The organism is Pseudomonas sp. GL-RE-26 (assembly GCF_019956275.1).
GTDB classification, from domain to species: Bacteria; Pseudomonadota; Gammaproteobacteria; order Pseudomonadales; family Pseudomonadaceae; genus Aquipseudomonas; species Aquipseudomonas grandcourensis.
Genome location: NZ_JAHBDI010000029.1, coordinates 1 through 23,784 on the forward strand (window position 1 = coordinate 1; position 23,784 = coordinate 23,784).

General features: G+C 61.3%; 26 protein-coding genes. 16 read left to right on the plus strand and 10 right to left on the minus strand.

Features of this window, described 5'->3' with window-relative positions:
- The first annotated feature begins 280 nt into the window (after positions 1 to 280).
- Positions 281 to 1,168, plus strand: a complete 888-nt coding sequence (gene rhtA / locus KGB07_RS18195) for a threonine/homoserine exporter RhtA (RefSeq protein ID WP_046040527.1) — start codon at positions 281 to 283, stop codon at positions 1,166 to 1,168.
- 169 nt (positions 1,169 to 1,337) lie between these two features.
- Positions 1,338 to 1,619, plus strand: coding sequence for a hypothetical protein (locus KGB07_RS18200; RefSeq protein WP_046040530.1), 282 nt, complete (start codon positions 1,338 to 1,340; stop codon positions 1,617 to 1,619).
- A gap of 14 nt (positions 1,620 to 1,633) precedes the next feature.
- Here KGB07_RS18200 and KGB07_RS18205 read toward each other — a convergent pair whose 3' ends face one another.
- Positions 1,634 to 2,194: a TetR/AcrR family transcriptional regulator gene (locus tag KGB07_RS18205; RefSeq protein WP_046040532.1), complete on the minus strand. Its 561-nt coding sequence runs from the start codon at positions 2,192 to 2,194 to the stop codon at positions 1,634 to 1,636.
- A 93-nt stretch (positions 2,195 to 2,287) separates the two neighbouring features.
- Here KGB07_RS18205 and KGB07_RS18210 point away from each other — a divergent pair, with 93 nt between their 5' ends.
- Both KGB07_RS18210 and KGB07_RS18215 read left to right on the plus strand, forming a co-directional pair.
- A complete protein-coding gene (locus KGB07_RS18210) occupies positions 2,288 to 3,016 on the plus strand; it encodes an SDR family oxidoreductase (RefSeq protein WP_046040535.1) in 729 nt (242 codons plus the stop codon).
- A 36-nt stretch (positions 3,017 to 3,052) separates the two neighbouring features.
- The gene (locus tag KGB07_RS18215; protein WP_046040537.1) at positions 3,053 to 3,643 is read left to right on the plus strand and encodes a 2-hydroxychromene-2-carboxylate isomerase; all 591 of its coding nucleotides are present in this window, start codon (positions 3,053 to 3,055) and stop codon (positions 3,641 to 3,643) included.
- 158 nt (positions 3,644 to 3,801) lie between these two features.
- On the opposite strand, the gene KGB07_RS18220 is transcribed toward KGB07_RS18215, so the two are convergent.
- The 4 genes from KGB07_RS18220 to KGB07_RS18235 form a co-directional block, all read right to left on the minus strand.
- Positions 3,802 to 5,610: an aminopeptidase P family protein gene (locus KGB07_RS18220; RefSeq protein WP_046040540.1), complete on the minus strand. Its 1,809-nt coding sequence runs from the start codon at positions 5,608 to 5,610 to the stop codon at positions 3,802 to 3,804.
- A gap of 65 nt (positions 5,611 to 5,675) precedes the next feature.
- Positions 5,676 to 6,833, minus strand: a complete 1,158-nt coding sequence (locus KGB07_RS18225) for a cysteine desulfurase family protein (RefSeq protein ID WP_223466142.1) — start codon at positions 6,831 to 6,833, stop codon at positions 5,676 to 5,678.
- A 206-nt stretch (positions 6,834 to 7,039) separates the two neighbouring features.
- Positions 7,040 to 7,654 carry a LysE family translocator gene (locus KGB07_RS18230; RefSeq protein WP_046040543.1) on the minus strand — a complete coding sequence of 205 codons (615 nt, stop codon included), beginning with the start codon at positions 7,652 to 7,654 and terminating at the stop codon, positions 7,040 to 7,042.
- A gap of 101 nt (positions 7,655 to 7,755) precedes the next feature.
- Entirely contained in the window at positions 7,756 to 8,025 is a 270-nt protein-coding gene (locus KGB07_RS18235) for a lipoprotein (protein ID WP_046040546.1), read from the minus strand.
- Between the two features lie 288 nt (positions 8,026 to 8,313).
- On the opposite strand from KGB07_RS18235, the gene KGB07_RS18240 reads away from it, so the two are divergent.
- From KGB07_RS18240 to KGB07_RS18280, 9 genes are all read left to right on the plus strand, one after another.
- Entirely contained in the window at positions 8,314 to 8,772 is a 459-nt protein-coding gene (locus KGB07_RS18240; RefSeq protein ID WP_046040548.1) for a VOC family protein, read from the plus strand.
- A 288-nt stretch (positions 8,773 to 9,060) separates the two neighbouring features.
- Complete coding sequence (locus KGB07_RS18245) at positions 9,061 to 10,263, plus strand: PepSY-associated TM helix domain-containing protein (RefSeq protein WP_046040549.1); 1,203 nt, start codon at positions 9,061 to 9,063, stop codon at positions 10,261 to 10,263.
- Positions 10,260 to 10,802, plus strand: coding sequence for a thiamine pyrophosphate-binding protein (locus KGB07_RS18250; protein ID WP_223466143.1), 543 nt, complete (start codon positions 10,260 to 10,262; stop codon positions 10,800 to 10,802). Before KGB07_RS18245 ends, KGB07_RS18250 begins: the two co-directional genes overlap by 4 nt.
- Complete coding sequence (locus tag KGB07_RS18255) at positions 10,799 to 11,128, plus strand: hypothetical protein (protein WP_046040551.1); 330 nt, start codon at positions 10,799 to 10,801, stop codon at positions 11,126 to 11,128. Before KGB07_RS18250 ends, KGB07_RS18255 begins: the two co-directional genes overlap by 4 nt.
- A complete protein-coding gene (locus KGB07_RS18260) occupies positions 11,125 to 11,697 on the plus strand; it encodes a DUF6162 family protein (protein ID WP_046040552.1) in 573 nt (190 codons plus the stop codon). Before KGB07_RS18255 ends, KGB07_RS18260 begins: the two co-directional genes overlap by 4 nt.
- Before the next feature lie 35 nt (positions 11,698 to 11,732).
- A complete protein-coding gene (locus KGB07_RS18265) occupies positions 11,733 to 12,659 on the plus strand; it encodes a metal ABC transporter substrate-binding protein (RefSeq protein WP_046040554.1) in 927 nt (308 codons plus the stop codon).
- Positions 12,660 to 12,799: 140 nt separating this feature from the next.
- Positions 12,800 to 13,501, plus strand: coding sequence for a metal ABC transporter ATP-binding protein (locus tag KGB07_RS18270; RefSeq protein WP_185754778.1), 702 nt, complete (start codon positions 12,800 to 12,802; stop codon positions 13,499 to 13,501).
- Positions 13,501 to 14,400, plus strand: coding sequence for a metal ABC transporter permease (locus tag KGB07_RS18275; RefSeq protein ID WP_223466144.1), 900 nt, complete (start codon positions 13,501 to 13,503; stop codon positions 14,398 to 14,400). The genes KGB07_RS18270 and KGB07_RS18275 overlap by 1 nt, the downstream gene beginning before the upstream one ends.
- A complete protein-coding gene (locus KGB07_RS18280; RefSeq protein ID WP_046040561.1) occupies positions 14,401 to 15,303 on the plus strand; it encodes a metal ABC transporter substrate-binding protein in 903 nt (300 codons plus the stop codon).
- A gap of 176 nt (positions 15,304 to 15,479) precedes the next feature.
- Here the strand turns inward: KGB07_RS18280 and KGB07_RS18285 are convergent, their stop codons facing one another.
- From KGB07_RS18285 to KGB07_RS18300, 4 genes are all read right to left on the minus strand, one after another.
- Complete coding sequence (locus KGB07_RS18285) at positions 15,480 to 15,707, minus strand: MbtH family protein (RefSeq protein ID WP_046040562.1); 228 nt, start codon at positions 15,705 to 15,707, stop codon at positions 15,480 to 15,482.
- An 81-nt stretch (positions 15,708 to 15,788) separates the two neighbouring features.
- Positions 15,789 to 17,189, minus strand: coding sequence for an aspartate aminotransferase family protein (locus KGB07_RS18290; protein ID WP_223466146.1), 1,401 nt, complete (start codon positions 17,187 to 17,189; stop codon positions 15,789 to 15,791).
- Positions 17,190 to 17,379: 190 nt separating this feature from the next.
- Positions 17,380 to 18,705 (minus strand): ATP-binding protein, encoded by a 1,326-nt coding sequence (locus tag KGB07_RS18295; RefSeq protein WP_046040566.1) that lies wholly within the window; start codon positions 18,703 to 18,705, stop codon positions 17,380 to 17,382.
- Positions 18,702 to 19,382 (minus strand): response regulator, encoded by a 681-nt coding sequence (locus KGB07_RS18300; RefSeq protein WP_046040568.1) that lies wholly within the window; start codon positions 19,380 to 19,382, stop codon positions 18,702 to 18,704. Before KGB07_RS18300 ends, KGB07_RS18295 begins: the two co-directional genes overlap by 4 nt.
- A gap of 154 nt (positions 19,383 to 19,536) precedes the next feature.
- Here KGB07_RS18300 and dsbD point away from each other — a divergent pair, with 154 nt between their 5' ends.
- The 3 genes from dsbD to dsbG are packed head-to-tail and all read left to right on the plus strand — an operon-like array spanning position 19,537 to position 22,870.
- The gene (gene dsbD, locus KGB07_RS18305) at positions 19,537 to 21,273 is read left to right on the plus strand and encodes a protein-disulfide reductase DsbD (RefSeq protein ID WP_046040570.1); all 1,737 of its coding nucleotides are present in this window, start codon (positions 19,537 to 19,539) and stop codon (positions 21,271 to 21,273) included.
- The gene (locus KGB07_RS18310; protein WP_046040572.1) at positions 21,273 to 22,127 is read left to right on the plus strand and encodes a TlpA disulfide reductase family protein; all 855 of its coding nucleotides are present in this window, start codon (positions 21,273 to 21,275) and stop codon (positions 22,125 to 22,127) included. The genes dsbD and KGB07_RS18310 overlap by 1 nt, the downstream gene beginning before the upstream one ends.
- Complete coding sequence (gene dsbG / locus KGB07_RS18315; protein ID WP_046040574.1) at positions 22,103 to 22,870, plus strand: thiol:disulfide interchange protein DsbG; 768 nt, start codon at positions 22,103 to 22,105, stop codon at positions 22,868 to 22,870. The genes KGB07_RS18310 and dsbG overlap by 25 nt, the downstream gene beginning before the upstream one ends.
- 94 nt (positions 22,871 to 22,964) lie before the next feature.
- Here dsbG and KGB07_RS18320 read toward each other — a convergent pair whose 3' ends face one another.
- The gene (locus KGB07_RS18320) at positions 22,965 to 23,777 is read right to left on the minus strand and encodes an alpha/beta fold hydrolase (protein ID WP_223466148.1); all 813 of its coding nucleotides are present in this window, start codon (positions 23,775 to 23,777) and stop codon (positions 22,965 to 22,967) included.
- Between the last annotated feature and the right edge of the window lie 7 nt (positions 23,778 to 23,784).

A 23,784-nucleotide genomic window follows, 5' to 3' on the forward strand; every position in this document is an offset into this window, starting at 1 on the left:
CACCTCTTTTTCAACTCCCTTTCGGCTTCGATGAACTGAAGCAGCTTGCTGTCGAAAACTGCGTAACTCTTTGTTTACCAAGGAGTTTTCCGTTTCGACTGCGCCGGAAGTGGGGCGAATTATAGGCTTCCAGAATCTGCCGTCAAGCACTGATTCGGGTTTCTATCGATATGTGCAAAAACACTGCTTATATATAGACGCGCCAGCAGGGAATGCGCAGTATATTGCCCAACACAAATAGAAATACCCTTGATGCCTATATTTTGGACGATGCCACGTAATGAATGATCAGCCTCGCAGCCTAGCTTCTACCCTGTTCTCGGTTGGGCTGCTGCTCATAGCCATGGCGTCGATCCAGTCCGGAGCCTCCCTGGCCAAAAGCATGTTCTCCGTTGTCGGCCCACAGGGGACGACAACATTACGACTGATTTTTGCCAGCGTGATCATGATGCTGATATTGCGTCCATGGCGGGCAAAACTCACCGCAAGGTCCCTGCGCACCGTCATCGTCTACGGGATGGCGCTGGGCGGCATGAACTTCCTCTTCTATATGTCGTTGCAAACCGTCCCGCTGGGCATCGCGGTGGCGCTTGAATTCACCGGCCCGCTGGCGGTGGCGATCTACTCCTCGCGTCGCGCGATCGACTTCTTGTGGATCGCACTGGCTGCCGTCGGCTTACTGTTACTGATACCGACGGGAGAAGCGACCGCCGGTATCGATCTGGTAGGCACCGGTTATGCCTTGGGTGCCGGGGTCTGCTGGGCACTGTACATTTTGTTCGGGCAAAAAGCCGGGGCCGACAATGGCGTGCAAACCGCCGCGCTGGGGGTAATGATCGCTGCGCTCTTCGTAGCCCCCATAGGTATTGTCCATGCAGGTTCCGCTCTGCTGAGTCCGTCATTGATCCCTATAGCCCTCGGCGTCGCCATCTTGTCCACGGCCCTCCCCTACACACTGGAGATGGTCGCACTGACCCGCATGCCGGCCAGGACCTTCGGCACACTGATGAGTATCGAGCCTGCCTTCGGCGCGCTATCTGGCTTGCTGTTCCTTCACGAATACCTCTCGCTGTCACAGTGGATGGCAATCATGTGCATCATTCTGGCATCCGTCGGCGCCACCATGACAATGAGCTCTGCCACCAGGCCAGCAGTAGCGGCAGATTGAGAGCTGATATGTCACGGGTCTGGTATTTGCCGCTCAATTAGGCCATGTTTAGCCTCGCAACCCAGAGTCATACCACGGACAATTTCAGAAAGGGATATCGGTACGCGTCTAGCGAAAGCGAATGCAGCCAGACCCGGGCACAAGATCCGGGGACGCTATAAGGACAGTAATGAAACGAATGTTGATACTGATCGCCGTACTTGCAATTGCGGGCTGCGCAGCGACCTCGGAAACTCAGATCAAGCACGGCAAGAAAGGGCTACACATCAACTGTTCCGGACTGTCTTCGTCCTGGGACAAATGCTACGACAGCGCCGCCAATTCCTGCGCACCCAAGGGGTACAAGGTCATCGCCAAGTCGGGAGATGCCGTGGAAGAGCCCGGCGATTATCCGTTTGGCCTCAATCCTGCGGGCTATACCAGCCGCAGCATGATTGTCATCTGCAAATAGGCAGGGCCGTTGCGTCAGGTCCTCGGACTGGCGATCTGACGGCCAATTTCCTCGTAGCTGGACTTCAGCACTGTGCGCTGGATATCCGGGCTAGCCAGCATGCGCGCCACGACCAGCGCGCCAATACATTGCGACAGAATCGCCCACGCCAGGCTGTCGCTTTGCAGGACACCCGCCCAACTTTCCTGAAGCCGACAAATCCAGTGCTCTGCCTGCTGGCGGACAGTCACGTCGGAACGGGAAATTTCCGCCCCCAATGCCGGTAATGCACAACCGGATTCCGGATTCTCGACGTGAGACATACTCAGGTACTGTTTCAAGCAGCGCTCAAGCTTGTCACGGTCCTGCCCCTCCCCCAGTCGCGTCAGGCTTTGTCCCAACTCACGCTCGACAATGCTTGCGAACAGCTCGTCTTTCGACGAGAAATGGCTATAGAAGGCGCCGCCACTCAAGCCAATCGCTTTCATCAGGCCGTCCACGCCCACCGTTGAAAATCCGGACTTCTTGGCCGATACCGCACTGCTTTCCAGCAGCCTTTGCCTGGTTTCCAGCTTGTGACTGGCCGAATAACGCATTGTCCTTCCCCCTGGATTGCTCGTCTTGACGTCTGTCGAATCATAGCATAACGTTCGTTTAGTTAACGATCGTTTACCAAAAGGGATCTACCCATGAATAACAAGAAGGTCGTACTGGTCGTCGGTGCAGGTGATGCCACGGGCGGCGCCATTGCCAAGCGTTTTGCCCAGGAGGGTTTTGTTGCCTGCGTCACCCGGCGCAGTGCGGACAAGCTCCAGCCACTTGTGGATGCCATCAAGGCCGATGGTGGCGAGGCCCACGGTTTCGCCTGCGATGCCCGCAAGGAAGATGATGTGGTAGCACTGGTCGAGCAGATCGAAAGCGAGATCGGCCCCATCGAGGCATTTGTCTTCAACATCGGTGCCAACGTGCCGTGCAGCATTCTCGAAGAAACTGCACGCAAGTATTTCAAGATCTGGGAAATGGCCTGCTTTTCCGGTTTTCTCAATGCGCGTGAAGTGGCCATTCGCATGGCCAAGCGCCAGCGGGGCACGATTCTGTTCACCGGTGCCACTGCTGGCCTGCGTGGCGCAGCCGGGTTCGCCGCATTTGCCGGTGCCAAGCACGGCATTCGTGCGCTGGCGCAAAGCATGGCCCGAGAACTCGGCCCGATGAACATTCACGTTGCCCATGTCGTCGTCGACGGCGCCATCGATACCGATTTCATCCGCGACAGCTTCCCAGAGAAATACGCGACCAAGGATCAGGACGGCATCCTCAACCCCGAACACATTGCCGAGAATTACTGGTACCTGCACAGCCAGCCCCGCGACGCCTGGACTTTCGAACTGGACCTGCGCCCCTGGAGCGAACGCTGGTAAGCCCTCCCCTACAACAATAAGCAGAGTGCACAGAACATGAGCAAAACCGTGGAATTCCTTTTTGACCTGGGCAGCCCCACCACCTACCTGGCGTACACCCAGCTACCGGCAATCTGTGAGCAAACCGACAGCCAACTGATCTACATCCCGATCCTGCTCGGCGGTGTGTTCAAGGCCACGGGCAACGCCTCACCGGCGACCATTCCGGCCAAGGGCCGCCACATGATTCAGGACCTCGACCGTTATGCCCGACGCTACGGCGTGCCACTGAAATTCAATCCGCACTTCCCGATCAACACCCTGTTGCTGATGCGTGCCGTGACCGGCATTCAATTGCACCATCCCGAGCGTTTTGTTGCCTTCATTGACTGCCTGTTCAAGGCCCTGTGGGTCGAAGGCCGCAACCTCAATGACCCGGCAACCGTGGCGGCGGTGTTGAGCGACAACGGTTTCGATCCCAATGAAGTGCTGGCACTGACCGCCGACGAAACAGTCAAGGCAACGCTCAAGGACAACACCGAGAAAGCGGTGCAGCGCGGCGTATTCGGCGTACCCAGCATGTTTGTCGATAACCAGCTGTACTTCGGCCAGGATCGACTGGACTTCGTGCTCGAAGCCTTGAGCTAAGCCCCGACCACCAACCGCCCCGTCGCCGCTCCCGACAAGAGCCGCAGATGGGCGGTTTTTGTGGTTTGCCCCGGCGAATCGTCGCCAATTCGCCAGGGGCAGAGCCTTTGTCGACTAAATAAGCCAAGCGCTGGAGACAGCGCCCGGGCTACAGCCAATCAGATAGCCGCGGTGCGGGTATTGAGCCACTCAAGCGCGGCATCCTCGACCAACGGACTCAGGCGCTCGCGCACTTCGGCGTGGTAGGCGTTGAACCACTGCTTTTCCTCGACCGACAGCAGCGAGGTTTCCAGGCAGCGCGTATCTATCGGGCACAGGGTCAGGGTTTCGAACTTGAGGAACTCGCCGAATTCGCTTTTGCCTGCCTCACGGTTCATCGCCAGGTTTTCGATCCGCACACCCCAACGACCCGGACGATAGGTGCCCGGTTCAATGGACGTGATCATGCCGGGTTGCATCGCGGTTTGCGGTGCAGGTGCGGCCTGATAAGCGATGACTTGCGGACCTTCGTGGACGTTCAGGAAGTAGCCGACGCCATGACCGGTGCCGTGACCGTAGTCGACACTTTCCGCCCAGATGGGCGCACGGGCGATGGCATCGAGCAGCGGCGACAGGATGCCTTTCGGGAACTGCGCGCGGGACAAGGCAATCACGCCCTTGAGCACGCGGGTGCAATCGCGTTTTTGCTCATCGGTTGGTGTGCCCACCGCAACCATCCGCGTGATGTCGGTGGTGCCACCAAGGTACTGGCCGCCGGAGTCGATCAGCAGCAGACCGTCCCCTTCGATCACCGCGTGTTCTTCTTCGGTGGCGTGGTAGTGCGGCATCGCGCCATTAGCGTTGAACGCGGCGATGGTATTGAAGCTCAGCGACACATAATCCGGACGGCGCTCACGGGCGGCGGTGAGTTTTTCATCAATGGTCAGTTCGGTGATGCGCTCACGCCCCAACGCCGAGTCCAGCCAGGCGAAGAATTCGCACAGCGCTGCGCCGTCCTGTTCCATGGCCTGACGGATGTGTTCGGCATCGGCCAGGCTTTTTTGCGATTTGGCCAGGGTAGTCGGGTTCAGGCCTTCGATCAGCTTCACCCCGCTGTTCAAGTTGTCCAGCAACCCCGCCGTGACCCGCGCCGGGTCGACTTGCAGGCTCGCACCGCTCGGCACGGCGCGCAGTGCGGCGGCGACCTCGCTGTAATCGCGCAAGGTCACGCCGTCCTGTTCGAGGATGGCGCGCAGCTCGGCGCTGACTTTGCTCAAGGCGACAAACAGCGTGGCCTGCTGTTGATTGATCAGGGCGAAAGAAACAAACACCGGGTTGAACGACACGTCGCCGCCACGCAGGTTGAACAGCCAGGCGATATCATCCAGGGTGGCGATGAAATGCCAGTCGGCACCCCGCGCCTGAAGGGTTTCACGCAGCTTGGCGAGTTTTTCGCCACGGCTGACGGTCGCCTGTGGAGGCAGGTGCTGATAGATCGGTTCGTTCGGCAGGCCTGGGCGGTCGCTCCAGACGCCGCTCAACAGATCGATGTCGGTGCGCAGGCGAGCGCCGCGCTCTTCAAGCTTGGTGCCCAGGGTTCGTGCCGAAGCCACGGCCATGACCGCGCCGTCGACTGCGACAACGCCACCCTCGGGGGTTTGCTCGGCCAGCCATTCCAGTGGCCCGGGTTGACCCGGTTGCAGCTTGACCAGATCAATACCGCTGCCCTTGAGTTCCTTGGTCGCCTGCTCCCAATAACGGCTGTCGGCCCAGACGCCGGCAAAGTCCGGGGTCACGATCAGGGTGCCGACCGAACCATGGAAACCCGACAACCACTGGCGCCCTTGCCAGTAACCCGGCAGGTATTCGGACAGGTGCGGGTCGGCCGACGGCACCAGCAAGGCGTGAATGCCCTCCCGGCTCATCAGTTCGCGGGTTTGCGCCAGGCGCTGGGGCACCGAGCCATTGATCGAAAGCTGCGTATTCATCGTGTCTCCTGCTAATCACTTGTTCATTATTGTTGAGTGCCGATCAACGTCGGCACTTCGTCGCCCTATTGCCAGAATGCCGGAGCACTGGCGCAGGCTGCCTTGATCAGTTGAACCGCCTGGTCGATGTCCTGCTCGGTGGTGAAACGCCCGAGGCTCAAGCGGATGGTGCGGCCGGCCGAGCGGGCATCGAGCCCCAGGGCCAGCAGTACATGGGATGGGGTATTGCTCGCGGAATTGCAGGCCGACGTCGCGGAAAACGCGATCGAGGCCAGCAACGCCGCCGGGTTGAACTCGCCTTCGCTGAAGGTAAGGCTCAGGGTATGGGGAATGCGCTGGGTCGGGCTGCCGTTGAGACACACGCCGGGAATACTCTGCAATTGCTCGAGCAAGCGTTCACGCAAACGCACGATGGTGGCTTTCTCTTCATCGAACGCAGCCGCCGCCAATGCAAAGGCCGCGCCCATGGCCACAATCTGATGGGTCGCCAGTGTGCCGGAACGCAAACCGCCCTCATGCCCGCCGCCATGGATCTGCGCCTGCAAACGCTGTTGTGCACGCGGACCGACGTACAACGCGCCGATACCTTTGGGGCCATAGAGCTTGTGCGCGGAAAACGACATCAGGTCCACCGGCCACTGCCCGAGATCGATCGCCACTTTGCCCGTGCCCTGTGCGGCGTCGACATGGAACAAAGCCCCGCGATCACGCACGACCTGACCGATGGCGGGAATGTCGTTGAGGGTACCCAGTTCGTTGTTGACCAGCATCAGCGACACCAGGAAGGTGTCCTCGCGCATGGCTTCGCTGACCGCTTGCGCGGTGATCAGGCCCTCGGCGTCCGGCACCAGATAGGTCACCGCGACACCGGCATCCTGCAGTTGCCTGGCGGTATCAAGAATGGCCTTGTGTTCGATCTGGCTGGTGATGATATGGCCGCCGCCAGTGCCGCGGGCCTGGGTCACGCCTTTGAGCGCAAGGTTGTTGGATTCGGTGGCGCCGGAGGTCCAGACGATCTGCCCGGGCGTCGCGCCGACCAGTTCGGCGACCTGGTGTCGCGCCTGTTCGACCGATTGCCGGGCCTGCTGGCCGAAGACGTGGGAGCTGGAGGCCGGGTTTCCGAAATTGCCGGTAAAGCCCAGACACTCGACCATCACCTTGATGACCCGCTCATCCACCGGCGTGGTGGCGGCGTAATCGAAATACAACGGACGTTTATTCATAAAAGACTCGCAGAGCGTGTTCCGGGATCAGGAAGCTCGTGACTGCAAACGGCAAAGCGCAGCCTTGTGAGCTGCGCGCTGTTTTCAGAACGCTACCAATACCTGATCGGATGCCGTTAAAGAAGAACTACTTCATTTAATAGTGCGTAGGAACGCTCCTGAAAACTCAGCTTAACAGGCATCGGGCAAGCGGTTGAAGCAATGCGTCAGCTAAAGCTTTCGAGCAACAGCGGATACAGCGAACCCACGAGCAGCGCGGCCATGCCCCAATTGAACAGGCGCAGCCAGCGGCGATCTTTCAGAACATTGCGCAACAGCGTGCCGCAAGCGGCCCAGACACCGACGCTCGGCAGGTTGATGATCGCAAAGACGGCCGCGATCACGATCACATTCGTGAAGTAACCCTGCATCGGTGTGTAGGTGCTGATGGCGCCAATGGCCATGATCCAGGCCTTGGGATTGACCCACTGGAACGCGGCGGCACCCAGATAGCTGATCGGTTTCGCCTCGCCCTGCTGACTCTCCGACATGGGCCCGGAATGGGCGATTTTCCACGCCAGATACAGCAGATACGCCGCCCCCGCATAACGCAGAACGGTGTAGAGCAAAGGGTAAGTCTTGAATACCGCACCAAGGCCAAAGCCGACCGCCACCACCAGTACAAAGAAGCCACAAGTGATGCCGAGCATGTGCGGAATCGTGCGGTTGAAGCCGAAGTTCACCCCGGATGCCAGCAACATGGTGTTGTTCGGGCCGGGTGTGATCGAGGTGACGAGGGCAAACAGGGCGAAGCCCAGCAGCAGGTCGAGTGAGAGCGTCATGGGTGGCAGTCCGTCAGGGTCGGTCAGGTGTTGACCCTATCGCACACCCCGGACGAAACCCATGGACAGTTACGCGAAACTTGGAGCAGTACAGTTTCGCTTCAGCTTGAACGACCGTGAAGCTGTACAGATCGCCCGGCGTTCATTTCACCCTGATTGTCGAAGTTGAACGACTTTTGCGGCTGGCCGAGCAGTTCGGCTTTTTTCGCGTGGTATTCGTCGAAGGACAGACCGCGGCGGTTCAGCGCCTCCAGTGCCAGTTCCTTGCTTTCTTCAGCCGTGTAAGGCCGAAGCTCAGGGGAAACATGGCTGGCACATCCGGTGAGTACTGAGACGGCGAGCATCAGCAAAGTGGCAATCATCGGTTTCATTTTGGCGTCCTGGCGACTGGGTTCAAGGCAATGAACACAGGCTACTCGCGCCTCCCGGCCAGCAGAAATCAACGCTTTCAATAGTGGCTATCAAGAAATGGCGATCATTGTCGATTGCCGGGAGAACGCGGGCCGGGAGCGCACTGGTTGGAGCCGGCCTGATGGCACTTGAATGGCGCTGCTGCTCGTCGGGCAGTCGGTGAGGCGAAAAAGGCTGGCCTATATTTATTCGGTCGTACAACGGCACAGGTACTTTCCATTCACAAAACAACAACAGGGAGATCCATCATGAGCGTCAAACCCATTCCAGAGGGGTATCACAGCGTCACCCCCTATCTGGGCATCAACAAAGCCGCCGAAGCCATCGCGTTCTACAAAAAAGCCTTTGGCGCCGTTGAAATCATGCGCCTGGACATGCCCGGTGGCAGTGTCGGCCACGCTGAACTGCGCATCGGCGATTGCCCGATCATGCTGGGCACACCGTGTGATCAAGGGCCGCTGAGCAACCCGGACAACTCGCCGTCCGTGGGTCTGCATTTGTACGTAACGGATGTCGACAAGTCCTATAAACAGGCGATCGATGCCGGCGCAACCGTTGTATCGGAGGTCAAGGATCAGTTTTACGGCGACCGTTCGGGCACCTTGAAGGATCCCTACGGGCACCTGTGGTTCCTGGCCACGCGCAAGGAAGACCTGACCCAGGAACAGATCGAGCAACGGGCGAAGGAGATGTTTGCCCAAAGTTGAAATCCCAGGTGTTGGAGCGGGCCGCTTCTCGAGCAGGCTCGCTCCAACAGGGACCCCGCCTTCAACAGCACCGCCGACTTGCTGATCACTTGCGCAAGCAAGCCCGCCCACAAATATCGGCAATGAGAAACATTTTCTTTCATTTCCCCTTTCGGGATTTCCCCTGCTCATCCGTCCTACCTAGATGCAGTCCTTTCGCGTAGGCAAAAGCCACGACTGGACCTTCAGGGCGCTCATCCCTGCGAAGCCCGCAGCCGAGCTGCCTCTCATCGAGCCAAGACCTCCAACATGTCAAAGAAGTCCCGTTCAAAAATCTGGTTCCTGGTCCATAGTTGGCTGGCATTGCCGATCTGGTTTTTCGTGCTGATCGTCTGTGTGACCGGAACCCTGGCCGTCATCAGCCAGGAGATCGTCTGGCTGGCCAACCCGCCAATGCGCGCCAGCCAGCCCTCGGACGATGCTCCGCTGCTCAGCTACCAGCAGGTCATCGAGGCCATCAACAGGGCCGAACCGCAGACCGTGGTGCAGAGCATCAGCCGCCCCGACGAGTCGCACTTCGCCCTGGATGTCGAAGTCAGCTACCCCGACGGGCGCTCGGTGGTGATTTATGTCAATCCGTACAGCGGCGTGATCCAGGGTGTCGCGCCGGAGTTCAACTTCCGCGCCTTCACCCGCGCCCTGCACGCTTGGTGGCTGGTGCCGTTCACCAATGGTTACAGTTGGGGCTGGTACCTGGTGTCGTTTCTCGGCTTGCCATTGCTGGCGTCGCTGATCACCGGGCTGGTGGTCTACAAACGCTTCTGGAAAGGCTTCTTCCGTCCGACCCTGCGCATTCGCCACGGCGCGCGGATTTTCTGGGGCGACTTTCACCGCTTGAGCGGCATCTGGTCGATCTGGTTCATCGCGGTGATTTCCGTCACCGGCACCTGGTTCCTGATCCAGGCATTGCTGTCCGATAACCAGATTTCCATTTCCACGGAACAGATCATCCCGGCGATGTCCCGCGAAGCGGTGCCGCTGTCAGCCGATGGCTCGCCCCCGCCGCGTATCGACCTTGATCGCGCGATTGAAATCGCCACGCAGGAAATCTCCGGGCTGGAGGCCAGTTTCGTCAGCCTGCCGGGTAATGCCTACAGCCACCTGGATGTCGGCGGACGCGGTTGGTATCCCTTGATGTTCCAGACCGCCACCATCAACCCGTACAACGGCGAAATCGCCGCCTCGCGCCTGATCTCGGACCGTTCGGCCCTGGAGTTCGTCACCGAGTCCATGCGCCCGCTGCACACCGGCGATTTCGGCGGACTGTGGATCAAGCTGATCTGGGCATTCTTCGGCCTTTTGCTGAGCATGATGGTGCTCAGCGGCCTGCTGATCTGGACCAAGCGCACGGCGCTGGCCACGGCCAATGCCTTCAAACGCAACAACAAGAAACAGCTCGACACCGCGATACAACCGGCCACGAATAACGAAGTGTCGGGGGTCGAACTGTGAGCAAAGACATTGCAGCCCCGCAACCCTCGCGCCTGAGTCTGTTCTGGCACAAATGGCGCTTTCACCTGAACGTCCTGTTGCTGCTGATTCCACTTGGTTTCATGCCCAAGTACTTTGCCGACGAGGCATTGATGCGCGGCGACAGTGGCCTTGGCGAACGGGAAGTCGGCGAAGTCCGGGTCGGTCCCTGGAGCCTGCGCCTGGCGGAATTGCGCAATTCAGCCCCGATGCTCGAAGGCCCCGCCGGCTACATGAAGGGTTTCAACGCCGCGCTGTGCGAGGCCTGTATCGGCCAGGTCAAGGCCACTTACCTGCGCATCGGCAAGCCCCGCAGCCTGCGCGCCGCCGGGGTGATTTTCTTCGGCGCCCCGTACCGCATGGGCGCTTCGCTGCCCGTCCCGGAAAAGACCACGGCCGACGCCGAACTGTGGATCACCATGGAAGGCTGGGACGGCACCATGCATCAGGCATCCATTCCTTTGAACCAGGCCTCCCCCGCCACCATCGCCTGGTTGAACAAACAAGGAGGCAAACCATGATCAACCCTCTTCGCCCGCTCAACACCCTGTTGCTGGTGCTCTGCGCCGGCTTCAGCCCCAGCGCCCTGGCCCACAACCCGATGTGCGAATGCAAGGCCATCGACGCGGAGCAGATCAAGTGCACCGGCGGTTTTTCCGACGGCAGCGGCGCTCCGGGCGTGACCCTCGATGTGATCGGCTACGACGAAACCATCCTGGTGCCGGGCAAGCTCGGGCCTGATTCGACCCTGACCTTCAAGAAGCCCGGCACCGAGTTCTATGTGCTGTTCGATGCCGGTCCCGGTCACGTCGTGGAAATAGACCAAGCGGACATCGAGGCACCATGAGCACTCCAACGACCCAAGTCGTGCGCCCGGCCGGTGCCGGTCACGAAACCCTCTACGTTCTGCTGTTGTGCCTGATGATCTTGACGGTGGCCGGCTCGGTGGTGCTCTGGCGCGGTGAGTCCCTTGAGGTGAGCAGCGTCAGCAGCCATCAACTGGATGCGCGCCGTGACCTCAGTGCATCCGAGCAAGGTATCTATGCCGATCTGCGGGTGACGCTGGACGAGATCCATTTGCTGCGCCAGGAGCAGCAAACGTTGCCGACTCCCGAGGCCCTCGCCGAGGAAGGTTTTGCCCCGTTTGCCCAGGATGCCAGCTCCGTCAGCCGGGGCGGCCATGCCTGGCAATTGCTCGACGCCAAGGCCTATTTCGGCCAGAGCCAGACGCCGACGGTCACCGGTTCATTCCTGATGCGTCTGGCCGCAGCCAATGGTGCACCGGACATCTGGCTCAACCGCGCCAGCACGCTCACGGCACCGGCCGACCTCAGCGACGTCGCGCTCGAAAGCGCCGGCTGGCAGCAGGTCGTCGCGCAATTCGATGCCGGCGTGACCCGCCAGCACCGGCACTGAACCCTCGCCTTTTTCCGAGAGAAGACCGCTTTCCCATGCCCAATTCATCTCACCGTTGTTTTTTGCGCCTGCTGCTGGTCGGCTTGTTCGCCTGCCTGTTGCCATCACTGGCCAGCGCCGACGAAGCCAAGCGTCTGCGCATCGGCATCACCCTGCATCCTTACTACAGCTACGTGGCGAACATCGTCGGCGACAAGGCCGAGGTGGTGCCGCTGATTCCGGCCGGTTTCAACCCGCATGCCTACGAGCCCCGCGCCGAAGACATCAAGCGCATCAGCGGGCTGGACGTGATCGTGCTCAACGGTGTCGGCCATGACGATTTCGCCGACCGCATGATCGCCGCCAGCGAAACCCCAAAGGTCCCGGTGATCGAAGCCAACGAAAACGTACCGCTGCTGGCCGCCACCGGCGTGGCAGCACGCGGTGCCGGTAAAGTGGTGAACCCGCACACCTTCCTGTCGATCAGCGCCTCGATCGCCCAGGTCAACAACATCGCCCGGGAGCTGGGCAAGCTCGACCCGGCCAACGCCAGGACCTATACCGAAAACGCCCGCGCCTACGGCAAGCGCCTGCGCAAGATGCGCGCCGACGCCCTGGCCAAACTGACCCAGGCACCGAACGCCGAACTGCGGGTGGCCACCGTGCACGCGGCCTACGACTACCTGTTGCGTGAGTTCGGCCTGGAAGTGACAGCTGTGGTCGAGCCAGCCCACGGTATCGAGCCAAGCCCGAGCCAGCTGAAAAAAACCATCGATCAACTGCGTGAGCTGGACGTGAAGGTGATCTTCTCGGAGATGGATTTTCCTTCCACTTACGTCGACACCATCCAGCGCGAGTCCGGGGTGAAGCTGTATCCGCTGTCGCACATCTCCTACGGCGAATACACCGCCGACAAGTACGAAAAGGAAATGACCGGCAACCTCAATACCGTGGTGCGGGCGATTCAGGAGTCGGGGGCATGACATCGAAGGAAACCATCCTGGCCGATGCAGAATCCCCTGTGGGAGAGAGCCTGCTCGCGAAGGCGTCCAGTCAGTCAATATCATCGTTGACTGACACACCGCTATCGCGAGCAAGCTCGCTCCTACAGAGTTCGGGGCCGATGCTGGATTTTGCTGACGTCAGCCTGGCCCTTGGCCGCACGACGATCCTCGACCAGGTGACCTTCAAGGTCCGCCCCGGCAGTGTGCATGCACTGGTCGGCCCCAACGGCGGCGGCAAGAGTTCGCTGATCAAGACCCTGCTCGGGCAAATGCCGCACCAGGGTCGTTTGAGCCTGCAATGGCCCGCCGGGCCGGGGACCATCGGCTATGTGCCACAGGCGCTGGAGTTCGACCGGGGCTTGCCGATGACCGTCGAGGATTTCATGGCCGCCATGTGCCAGCGTCGCCCGGCCTTTCTCGGCTTGAGCAAACACTACGCGCCAGCGATTGGCGAGGCGCTGGAGTGGGTCGGCATGCAGGACAAACGCAAGCGCCGCATGGGCGCGCTGTCCGGTGGCGAACGGCAACGGGTGTTGCTGGCCCAAGGGCTGATTCCGCCTCCGCAATTGCTGGTGCTCGACGAACCGATGTCCGCCCTCGATGAGGCCGGCATCCAGGTGTTCGAACGCTTGCTCGGCGACTGGCGAGCGGCGGGCATTACCGTGCTGTGGATCGAGCACGACCTGGAAGCGGTCGGGCGCCTGGCCGATCACGTCACCGGGCTCAATCGCCGGGTGCTGTTCGACGCCACGCCGCAACAGGCGCTGACACCGGAGCGTCTGTTGACGCTGTTCTCGACTCACCCACGGAGCCCTGCCTGATGAGTTACGAAGCTTTTCGCCTGATGGTCCAGGGCTGGGCGTCGTCGGGTTATCTGCCCGAGGCGCTGGCCTATGGGTTCGTGGTCAACGCCTTGATCGCCGGACTGCTGATCGGCCCGGTGCTGGGTGGCCTGGGCACGCTGGTGGTGGTCAAGCGCTTCGCGTTTTTCTCCGAGGCGGTCGGTCATGCTGCGCTGACCGGCGTGGCCATCGGCATCCTGCTCGGCGAACCCTACACCGGGCCTTACGGCAGCCTGTTCGGCTACTGCCTGCTGTTCGGCATCCTGCTCAATTACCTGCGCAACCGCACCGGCCTGGCGCCGGACACCTTGATCGGTGTGTTTCTGTCGGTGTCGCTCGCCCTGGGCGCGAGCCTGCTGCTGATTCTGGCAGGCAAAATCAACGTGCACATTCTGGAAAACGTACTGTTTGGCTCGGTGCTGACGGTCAACGGCAATGACCTGCTGGTGCTGGCCATCGTCGGTTCGCTGGTCATGGCCCTGGCCTTGCCTTTGTACAACCGCATCATGCTCGCCAGTTTCAATCCGCAACTGGCGGCGGTACGCGGGGTGGCGGTGAAAAACCTGGATTATCTGTTCGTGATTCTGGTGACGCTGATCACCGTCGCCGCCGTGAAGGTTATCGGCGCGATTCTGGTGGGCGCCCTGCTGGTGATTCCGGCCGCCGCGGCACGCCTGCTCAGCCAATCGCTGAAGGGCTTTTTCTGGTGCTCGGTACTGATCGCCACCGTCAGCACCCTGTGCGGGATTCTCGCGCCGATCGTCTTCGACCTGCCGATCCCGTCCGGTGCCGCGATCATCCTCGTGGCCGGCATCGCCTTCGCCCTGGCCGCCTTCGCGCGCGGCGTCGTCCCCAGCCTGAAAGGGAACCTTGGATAAATGACTTTTTCACTGCGCCAACTGACCCTCGCCGTCGCCCTGTGCGGGCTGGCGACAACGACCATGGCCGCCGACAACGGCAAACCGCTGCGTGTACTGGCCTCCTTGCCGATTACTTATGGGCTGGGTGAAGTCTTGCTCAAGGGCACCGATGTCAGACTCGAACGCGCCGCGCCGGCCAACCTGCCCGGCAGCCGCCAGACCGCCTACTTCACCGGCCGTGGTGCCCCGGCGCTGGCCAAGCTGGCGAACGATGCCGATGCGGTGATCGGCCTGCGCTCACTGTGGCCGGATGACCCGCTTTACCCGATCTCCCGGCGCAGCAACATCCGCATCGTCGAAGTCGACGCCGCCCGCCCGTTGGACGGCGCCCTGCCCGGCATAGCCGTACAGCCCGACAACAAGGTCGACGGGCTGAACAGTCAGCCGTGGTTCTCCAGCAATAACATGGGGCGCATGGCCGATGTAATGGCGGCGGACCTGGTGCGCCTGGCCCCCGAGGCCAAGCCGAAAATCGACGCCAACCTGGCAGCGCTCAAGCAGCGTTTGCTCAAGCTCAGTGCCGCCAGCGAGGCGCGGCTGGCCAATGCGGACAACCTCAGTGTGATGAGCCTGAGCGATCACTTCGGCTACCTGATCGGCAGTCTCAATCTGGAATTGATCGGCCTGGACCCACGCGCCGATGCCGAGTGGACACCGGAGGCGCTAAAGCAGTTGGGCACAACCCTCAAGGACAATGACGTGGCGGTGGTGCTGCATCACCGGCAGCCGTCAGATTCGCTGAAAGCGGTGATTGCCGGGTCGGGTAGCCGGTTGGTGGTGTTGAGTACCGATGCCGAGGATCCGGTGGCGGAGCTGGAGGGGAATGTGGATCTGGTCATCAAGGGGCTTAGTGGCGTGTAACCTCAGTTGGACCGCGTTATCGTTCTTCGCGAGCAAGCCCGCTCCCACATTGGAAATGCGGTCCCCTGTGGGAGCGGGCTTGCTCGCGAAGGCGGCCTTACAGACAACACAAACTCCAGACCTGAAAAAGCCCGCCGACTGTTACCAGTCCAGCGGGCTTCTTTTGGCGTGACGGATCAGTGCGCCAAAGCCGCCGGCTCGTCCATTTTCTGCCGCAGGCTCAACGGACGCATGTCGGTCCAGGTCTCTTCAATATAAGCCAGGCATTCCTTTTTCAGCCCGCTTTTGCCCACGGTGCGCCAGCCTTGTGGCACGGCTTTGTAGTCGGGCCAGATCGAGTATTGCTCTTCGTGGTTGACCACGACCTGAAAGAGGATGTCCTCGCGGTCGAATACTGACGTCATGGTGTCTCTCCATCGTTTTCGGGCGGGCTGCGCTGTGTGCGCAGCCGCTATGTAGAAAGAACGTTCCGCAGGGCGGAAAATTTAAGGATTGGCAGTGGCGGCGACCAGGGCCCGGCCGAAGATTTCGGCCACGCGATCGATCTGCACAGCGGTAATCACTAATGGCGGCAGGAAGCGCACCACCGCGCCATGGCGACCACCGAGCTCCAGGATCAAGCCACGCTTGAGGCATTCGCGCTGCAGCAGGGGTGCCAGGCGGGCGAAGGCCGGCGGATGGCCTTGGGCATCCAGTGCGCCGGTCGGGTCGACCAGTTCGATGCCGAGCATCAAGCCACGCCCGCGAATGTCACCCAGTTGCGGGAAGTCCCGCTGCAGGATGCGCAGGTGCTCGGCCAGGCGCTCGCCCATCGCGGCGGCATGCTCGCAGACCTTGTGCTCCACCAGATAACGCATCACCGCGGAACCGGCGGCCATGGCCATCTGATTGCCACGGAACGTCCCGGCATGGGCGCCCGGCAGCCAGGTGTCGAGCCAGTCGCGATAGACCACGACCGCCAGCGGCAGACTGCCGCCGATGGCCTTGGACATCACCACGACATCGGGAATGATCCCGGCATGCTCGAAGGCGAACATCTTGCCGGTGCGAGCGAAGCCACTCTGGATTTCATCGACGATCAGCGCGACACCAGCCGCTTCGGTGATCCGCCGCACACCGCGCAACCAGTCCAGATCCGCCGGGATCACCCCGCCCTCGCCCTGCACCACTTCCACGATCACCGCCGCCGGCAATTGCACGCCAGCCTCGGGATCATTGAGCAGGTTTTCCAGGTAACTCAGGTTGGCTTTCACCCCTTGCGCGCCGCCGAGCCCGAACGGGCAGCGGTAATCGTAAGGGTACGGCATGAACTGCACGCCGCTGCCGAGCAAGGCACCCAGGGGCTTTTTCGGCCCCAGGCTGCCCATCAGGCTCAACGCGCCCTGACTCATGCCGTGATAACCGCCCTGGAACGACAGCACGGTACTGCGGCCGGTGGCAGTACGTACCAGTTTCAGCGCCGCTTCCACGGCGTCGGTGCCGGTCGGGCCGCAGAACTGGATCTTCGCTTCAGCGGCCAGGGCTGCTGGCAGCAAGCCGAACAAGTCCTGGACAAACCGGTCCTTCACCGGCGTGGTCAGGTCGAGGGTATGCAGCGGCAGTTCATCGGCCAGCACTTGCTGGATGGCTTCGATCACCACCGGGTGATTGTGTCCCAGGGCCAGGGTCCCGGCTCCGGCCAGACAATCGATGAAGATTCGACCTTCGACGTCTTCGACATACAGGCCCCTGGCGCGCTTGAGTGCCAGGGGAATGCGCCGTGGATAGCTGCGGGCGTTGGATTCCTGCCGGCTCTGACGGGCCAACAGCGGCGATTCGTTGAATTGATAAAGCGTCTCGGCGGGCGTCGCCGGCTGCTCTTCGATAAGGCTGGTAGCGACTGACATCTCTCGACCCCTCAATACGCTGTGGATAGTGACCAAAACTGCACACCGGGCAGGTGCGCGTTCCGGTCACGGGGCGCACTTGTCAGGTTTTCCTGTTCTGGAAACGCATCAGCGCTGGAAGGATTTAGGCGGATGGAGAGAAGTTACAGTCGACGGCAAACACAGTTCCCACAGGTTTTTTCAGTGCTTTTCAGATCGGTTGCAGTGGCATAGTCAGTTCAACCCGCAAACCGTCCGGCCGGCTATCGAAATGCAGCGTGCAACCGCAACGCTGAACGATGGCCTGGACAATCGCCAGCCCCAGACCACAACCGGTGCTCTGACCGTTGCGCCAGAAGCGCTGGGTCAGGTGTTGCAGATCTTCTTCGGCAATCCCCGGCCCATGGTCGCGCACCACGAACTGCACACGATTGCCGGTGGTTTCCAGGCTCAACTCCACCGTTTTGTCCGCAGGGGTATGGCGCAGTGCGTTGTCGAGCAAGTTGCGCAACGCGGCAATCGACAGCACGGCGGGCATTTGTACAGGCGCGGCGGAAACCTTACCGGGCGCCTGAAACCTGATGCGCTGGCGATCGCCGCTCGCCGCGTCCTGGATCGCCAGTTTCGCCACTTGCTCGGCGTTGCACTGCACACCATCGTCAAACGACAGACTGCCCTCGACTCGCGCCAGCAACAGCAACTGTTCGAGGGTCCGGTGCATGCGGTCGGCGCCCTCTTCGGCCCGGGCCAGGGACTGATCCCGGGCGCTACCTTCAGTCATCCGCGCCACTTGCAGGTGGGTCTTGATCGCGGTCAGCGGGCTACGCAGTTCGTGGGCCGCGTCACCGGTCAGGCGACGTTCGCGCTCGATGGTCTTGCCGATGCGCTGGAGCAACTGATTCTGGGTTTCCAGCAAGGGCTGCAGCTCGCTGGGCAGCGGCTGGATCTGCAAGGGTTCGAGGGAGTCGGCGCTGCGGCGCATCAAGGCGTCGCGCATGCGGTTGAGCGGCGCCAGCCCCTGGCCGATGCCCAGCCAGAGCAGGCACAGGCAACCGAGCAGCGCCACGCCCACCGGCACCGAAGCGGCCAGCAGGATCGACATGTTCAACGCCTCGCGCTCGATCTGCCGGTCGGCGGTGGTGATACGCAGATCGCCCCGGGCCAGTGTGAAACTGCGCCACGGCGCGCCGTCGATCATCTGATCGTGAAAACCGAGTTTCTCGGCCTCCAGGGTCTGCTGCGGCTCGGTGTGACTGCGGGCGAGGATTTCACCGCGCAACGAACTGACCTGACAGGCCATGCCACCCGGAATGTTCAGTTGTTCGGCGCTGAAATGGGTGCCCTCGCCCTTGCTCGGCACGGGCGGCAGTTGCTCCATCAGGCCGGCGACCATGCGCGCCGAGGCCACCAGGCGCTGGTCGAGGGAAAACATCATTTGATTGCGCAAATCGCTGAGCATCCAGGCCGCGGCCAGGGCCCAGATCAAGGCAAATGCGGCGCCGAGCGTCAGGCTCAGGCGCAAACGCAGACTCATCACTTCGATTCTTCTCCGCCATCAGCCGGCCCCAGGCGATAACCCAGGCCGCGCACCGTCTCGACAATGCCGTTGCCGAGCTTGCGCCGCAGGTGATGGATATGGACGTTGAGGGCGTTGCTTTCCAGTTCGTCGTTGAAACCGTAGACGCTGTCCTTGAGTTGCTCGGTGGACAACACGCGGCCACGGTTATGCAGCAAGGCCTGCAGCAATGACTGCTCGCGACGCGACAGGTCCACCGGCTGCCCCGCGAGCGTGGTTTCGCGGCTGCTCGGGTCGTAGGTCAGACGACCGTGCTCGATCAGATTGACGCTGCGTCCCGCTACCCGCCGTAATAGGGTATGTAAACGCGCGGCGAGTTCGCGCAGGTCGAACGGTTTGAGCAGGTAATCGTCGGCGCCGGCTTGCAGGCCGTCAACCCGGTCGGTGACCGAATCCCGCGCGGTGAGAATCAGCACCGGGATTTCCAGGCCATGGTGACGCAACTGCTGCAGCAACTTGAGGCCATCTTCATCGGGCAGGCCGAGATCGAGCACCATCACGTCGAACTCCGCGACCTTGAGCATCGCCCGGGCGGCGGACGCCGTGGCGACGTGTTCCACGGTCAGGCCCTGGGCGGTCAGGCCGGCGACGATACCGCTGGCGATCAATTCATCGTCTTCGCAAACCAGTACGTGCATGGGGAGCCTCGTAGAAATAAAGCCTATTAAGCCGTTGACCGATTAAGTCGACATTATGCCGCAAGCGCCATCGCTACAAGGCCAGGGCGGTTAATCATCGGTTAATCGCCACCCGCCACTGTGCACCTCATTAGCACAGGGCAAAGGCTTATCCATGCGTCGTCTGTTTTTACTTTTTACCCTCTTGATCGCGGGCCTGGCCCAGGCGGGAACCAATCCGTTCGACACCAAACCTGAATTTCTCCCGGTTGATAAAGCCTTCACGTTTACCTCTGAACGTCTTGAATCCGGTGAAACCCAGCTCTATTGGCAGATCACCGACGGCTACTACCTGTACCAGAAACGCCTGAAGTTCGACGGATTGCCGGTCGGGCAGCATCCTGCGTTGCCGGTAGGTGAAGCCCACAGCGACGAGTTTTTCGGTGAACAGCAAGTCTACCGCCAGGGCCTGGAACTGAAGATTCCGGCTGGCGCGAGCGGTCAGGTCAAGGTCAGTTACCAGGGCTGCGCCGATGCCGGTTTGTGCTATCCGCCACAAACCAGAGTCGTGGACCTGGGCAATGCCAATGCGCTGAATGCGGCCACTGAAGCACCGGATCAGGCGCTGGCCAGCAGCCTGCAACAACGGGCGCTGGGCTGGAGCCTTTTGCTGTTCTTCGGCTTGGGCCTGTTGCTGGCCTTCACGCCTTGTTCATTGCCGATGCTGCCGATTCTGGCCGGGTTGATCGTCGGCAGCGGCGCCACGCCCAGACGTGGATTCGCCCTGGCCAGCAGCTACGTGATCAGCATGGCGCTGGTGTATGCGGCAATGGGTGTCCTGGCCGCCTCCCTCGGGGCGAACCTGCAAGCCTGGTTGCAGAACCCTTGGCTGCTGGGCAGTTTCGCGGCGATTTTCGTGCTGCTGGCGCTGCCGATGTTCGGCTTCTTCGAACTGCAACTGCCGGTGGCCTTGCGTGATCGCCTGGAAAACGTCTCGCGCAATCAACGCGGCGGCAACCTGATCGGTGCCGGGGTGCTGGGGGCGCTGTCCGGTCTGCTGGTGGGCCCGTGCATGACCGCACCGCTGGCCGGCGCCCTGCTCTACATCGCGCAAAGCGGTAACGCGTTGCATGGCGGATTGATTCTGTTCGCCATGGGCATCGGTATCGGTGTGCCACTGCTGTTGCTGGTGACCGTCGGCAATCGCTTCATGCCCAAGCCTGGCGCCTGGATGAACCTGGTCAAAGGCATTTTCGGCTTCCTGTTCCTCGCCACCGCCTTGTTGATGCTGCGCCCGGTGCTGGACGAATCCCTGTGGGTCGGCTTGTGCGGTGCACTGCTGTTGATCGCGGCCTACAGCGCCTGGAAACAGTCGGAAGGTTTTGGCCGTATCGCGCACCTGTTTGGCGCCAGTTCGTTGCTGCTCGGTTTGTGGGGTGGCCTGTTGGTAATCGGTGCGGCCGGTGGCGGCGATGATCCGTTCAAGCCATTGCAGGTCTACCGCGCCTCGAACCAGGCGGTGGCCGCCGTGCCGGTTGGCCACGATGCCTTCACCACCGTCAAGGATCCGCAGGCACTGCAACGGGAACTCGACGCCGCACACGCTCAGGGCCAGTGGGTGCTGCTGGACTACTACGCCGACTGGTGCGTGTCGTGCAAGATCATGGAAAAACAGGTCTTCGGTAAAACCCGTGTCCTCGAAGCCTTGGGCGATGTGCGCTTGCTCCGACTGGACGTCACCGCCGACAATGCCGCCAGCCGCGAACTGCTCGGCCGTTACAAAGTGCCAGGGCCGCCGAGCCTGCTGTGGATTGGCGCGGACGGTGAAGAGCGGCGCAGCCAGCGCATCACCGGCGAGGTCGATGCCGATACTTTCCTGCAACGCTGGACCATCACCCGAGACGCCCGTTAATGCTGACCTTCACCCTCGGCACCTTTGCCATCGCGCTTAATCACCTGCTGCTGATCAGTGCACTGGCGCTGGCCACTTTTGTCGGCTGGCGGGTTGCCAAGCGTGGTGGTGAAAACCCCGAGTCGGTGCTGTTCAGCCTGTTTCTATTGGGCATGCTGGCGGCCCGAATCAGTTTCGTGGCGGTCTATTGGGTGCATTATCGCAACGACCCGTGGCAGGTCATCGACCTGCGCGATGGCGGTTTCCTCGCCTGGCCGGGGGTGGTCGTGGTTTTGCTCGCCACGCTGTATCGCGGCTGGCGTCGCCCGGGCCTGCGCCGTCCATTGGGCTTTGGCGTGGCCAGTGGCCTGGCATTCTGGCTGTTGGCGACGTTCTCCCTGTCGATTTATGAACAAGGCACACGCCTGCCGGAAATCACCCTGCGCAACGCCGCCGGCGAAACCGTGCAACTGGCCGACTACAAGGGCGGCCCCTTGGTGATCAATCTCTGGGCCACCTGGTGCCCGCCGTGCCGCCGGGAAATGCCGGTGCTGGAAAACGCCCAGCAACACCGGCCGGACCTGACGTTCCTGTTCGTCAATCAGGCGGAAAGCATGCAAAGCGTCGCGACCTTCCTGGAAACCCAGGGCCTGAGCCTGTCCAACGTGCTGTTCGACGGCAGTGGGCGTCTGAGCCAGGCCGTCGGTTCCATGGCGTTACCGACTACGCTGTTCTACAACCCCGAGGGTCGCCTGCTGGGCAGCCATCTGGGCGAGTTGTCGGAAGCCAGCCTGGCCCGCGCACTGGAAAATTTCGACACCGTACCCGCCACCTCTTCAAGGAAATTGCCATGCCCCGCCTCCGCCACCTGCTGACCCTGAGCCTCGGTGCTGCCCTGTTGCACCTGCCATCGGTGCAGGCCGAAGAGTTGCCCGATGCGATCAAGAAAATCGAGGCCAAGGGCGCGAAAATCGTCGGCCAGTTCGACGCCCCCGACGGCTTGCGCGGTTATGCCGCGCAATACCAGAACCGCGGCATGGCGCTGTACCTGACCCCGGATGGCAAACACGTGTTGCTGGGCAACCTGTATGACGCCGAGGGCAATGACCTGAGCAGCGCACCTTTGCAGAAACTGGTGTATGCCCCGATGGCCAAGGAAGTCTGGGCCAAGTTCGAAACCAGCAACTGGATCGGCGACGGCAAGAAGGATGCGCCACGCGTGGTGTACCTGTTCAGTGACCCGAACTGCCCCTACTGCAACATGTTCTGGGAACAGGCCCGGCCGTGGGTCAAGGCTGGCAAGGTGCAGTTGCGCCACATCATGGTGGGCATCATCCGCGAAGACAGCCCAGGAAAATCCGCCGCACTGCTCGCCGCCAAAGACCCGGAAAAAGCCCTGCAGGACCACGAAGCCGCTGGCAAGGACAGTTCGCTCAAGGCCTTGAAGGAAGTGCCGCCGGCGATTCAGGCAAAATTCGCGGCCAACATGCAATTGATGGAAGAACTTGAGTTGCAGGCGACACCAGCGATTTTCTACATGGACGACAAGGGCAATCTGCAACAGCAGCAAGGCGCGCCGTCGCCGGACAAACTGGCAAAGATTCTCGGGCCGAAGTGACTTCAGCGCCGCCATCGCGAGCAAGCTCGCTCCCACAGGGAAAGGTGATTACCTGTGGGAGCGAGCCTGCTCGCGATGGCGTCGGTAGATTCAACTAAGCCCGGCCGGCCAAAAATGCCAACAAGGTTTGAGTCACAAACGCCGGATTCTCCAAATTGGAAATATGCCCCGCCTCCGGCACCAACACCCACGGGCAGCCAATCAGCTCAGCCATTTCACGGGCCTCACTCGGTGGCCGAGGCTTGTCCTGATCGCCGCAAATCACCAGTGTGGTCGTTGCGTCCAGTTCGCCCAGACGCGATAACTGGTCATCCCGTCCAAACGTAATCCGCCCCATCGGCACGATACTTTCACGCAGACGATCCGCAGGCAGAGCCACGAGGGAAGCATGAAAATCCCGGTAGAGCGCCGACTGCGGATCAATGCCCGGCCGGAAGAAAATCGGCACCACGATATCCAGCAGCGCTGGAGTGATGACACCCGCCTCTTCGATCTGCTTCAACAGTGAAAAGTAATACTGGCGAGTCGGCTCCGGTTCGGCACCGACGTAGGTGTCCATCAACACCAGGCCATTGAGCCGGTGCGCAGCCGACAGCGCCAGGCGCACGCCCCACATGCCACCAACCGACAGGCCGACCAGCGTGACCCGCTCGATGTCCAGATGGTCGAGCAGGACCAAGGCCTGACGCGCCAGGTCATCCAGCGATGTCGTACCGACAGGCAAAGGTCCGGATTGGCCATGCCCCCACAGGTCCAGTGCTATCACCCGATACTGCTGCGACAGCGCAGCAATCTGCGGCGCCCACATGGCCTGGTCCCACAGATAGCTGCCGGCCAGCAGCACCGCCGGGCCGGTGCCTTGATCGATGTAGTGAAGGGGTTGTCCGTCTATCGTTACGAAGGGCATCGACTGT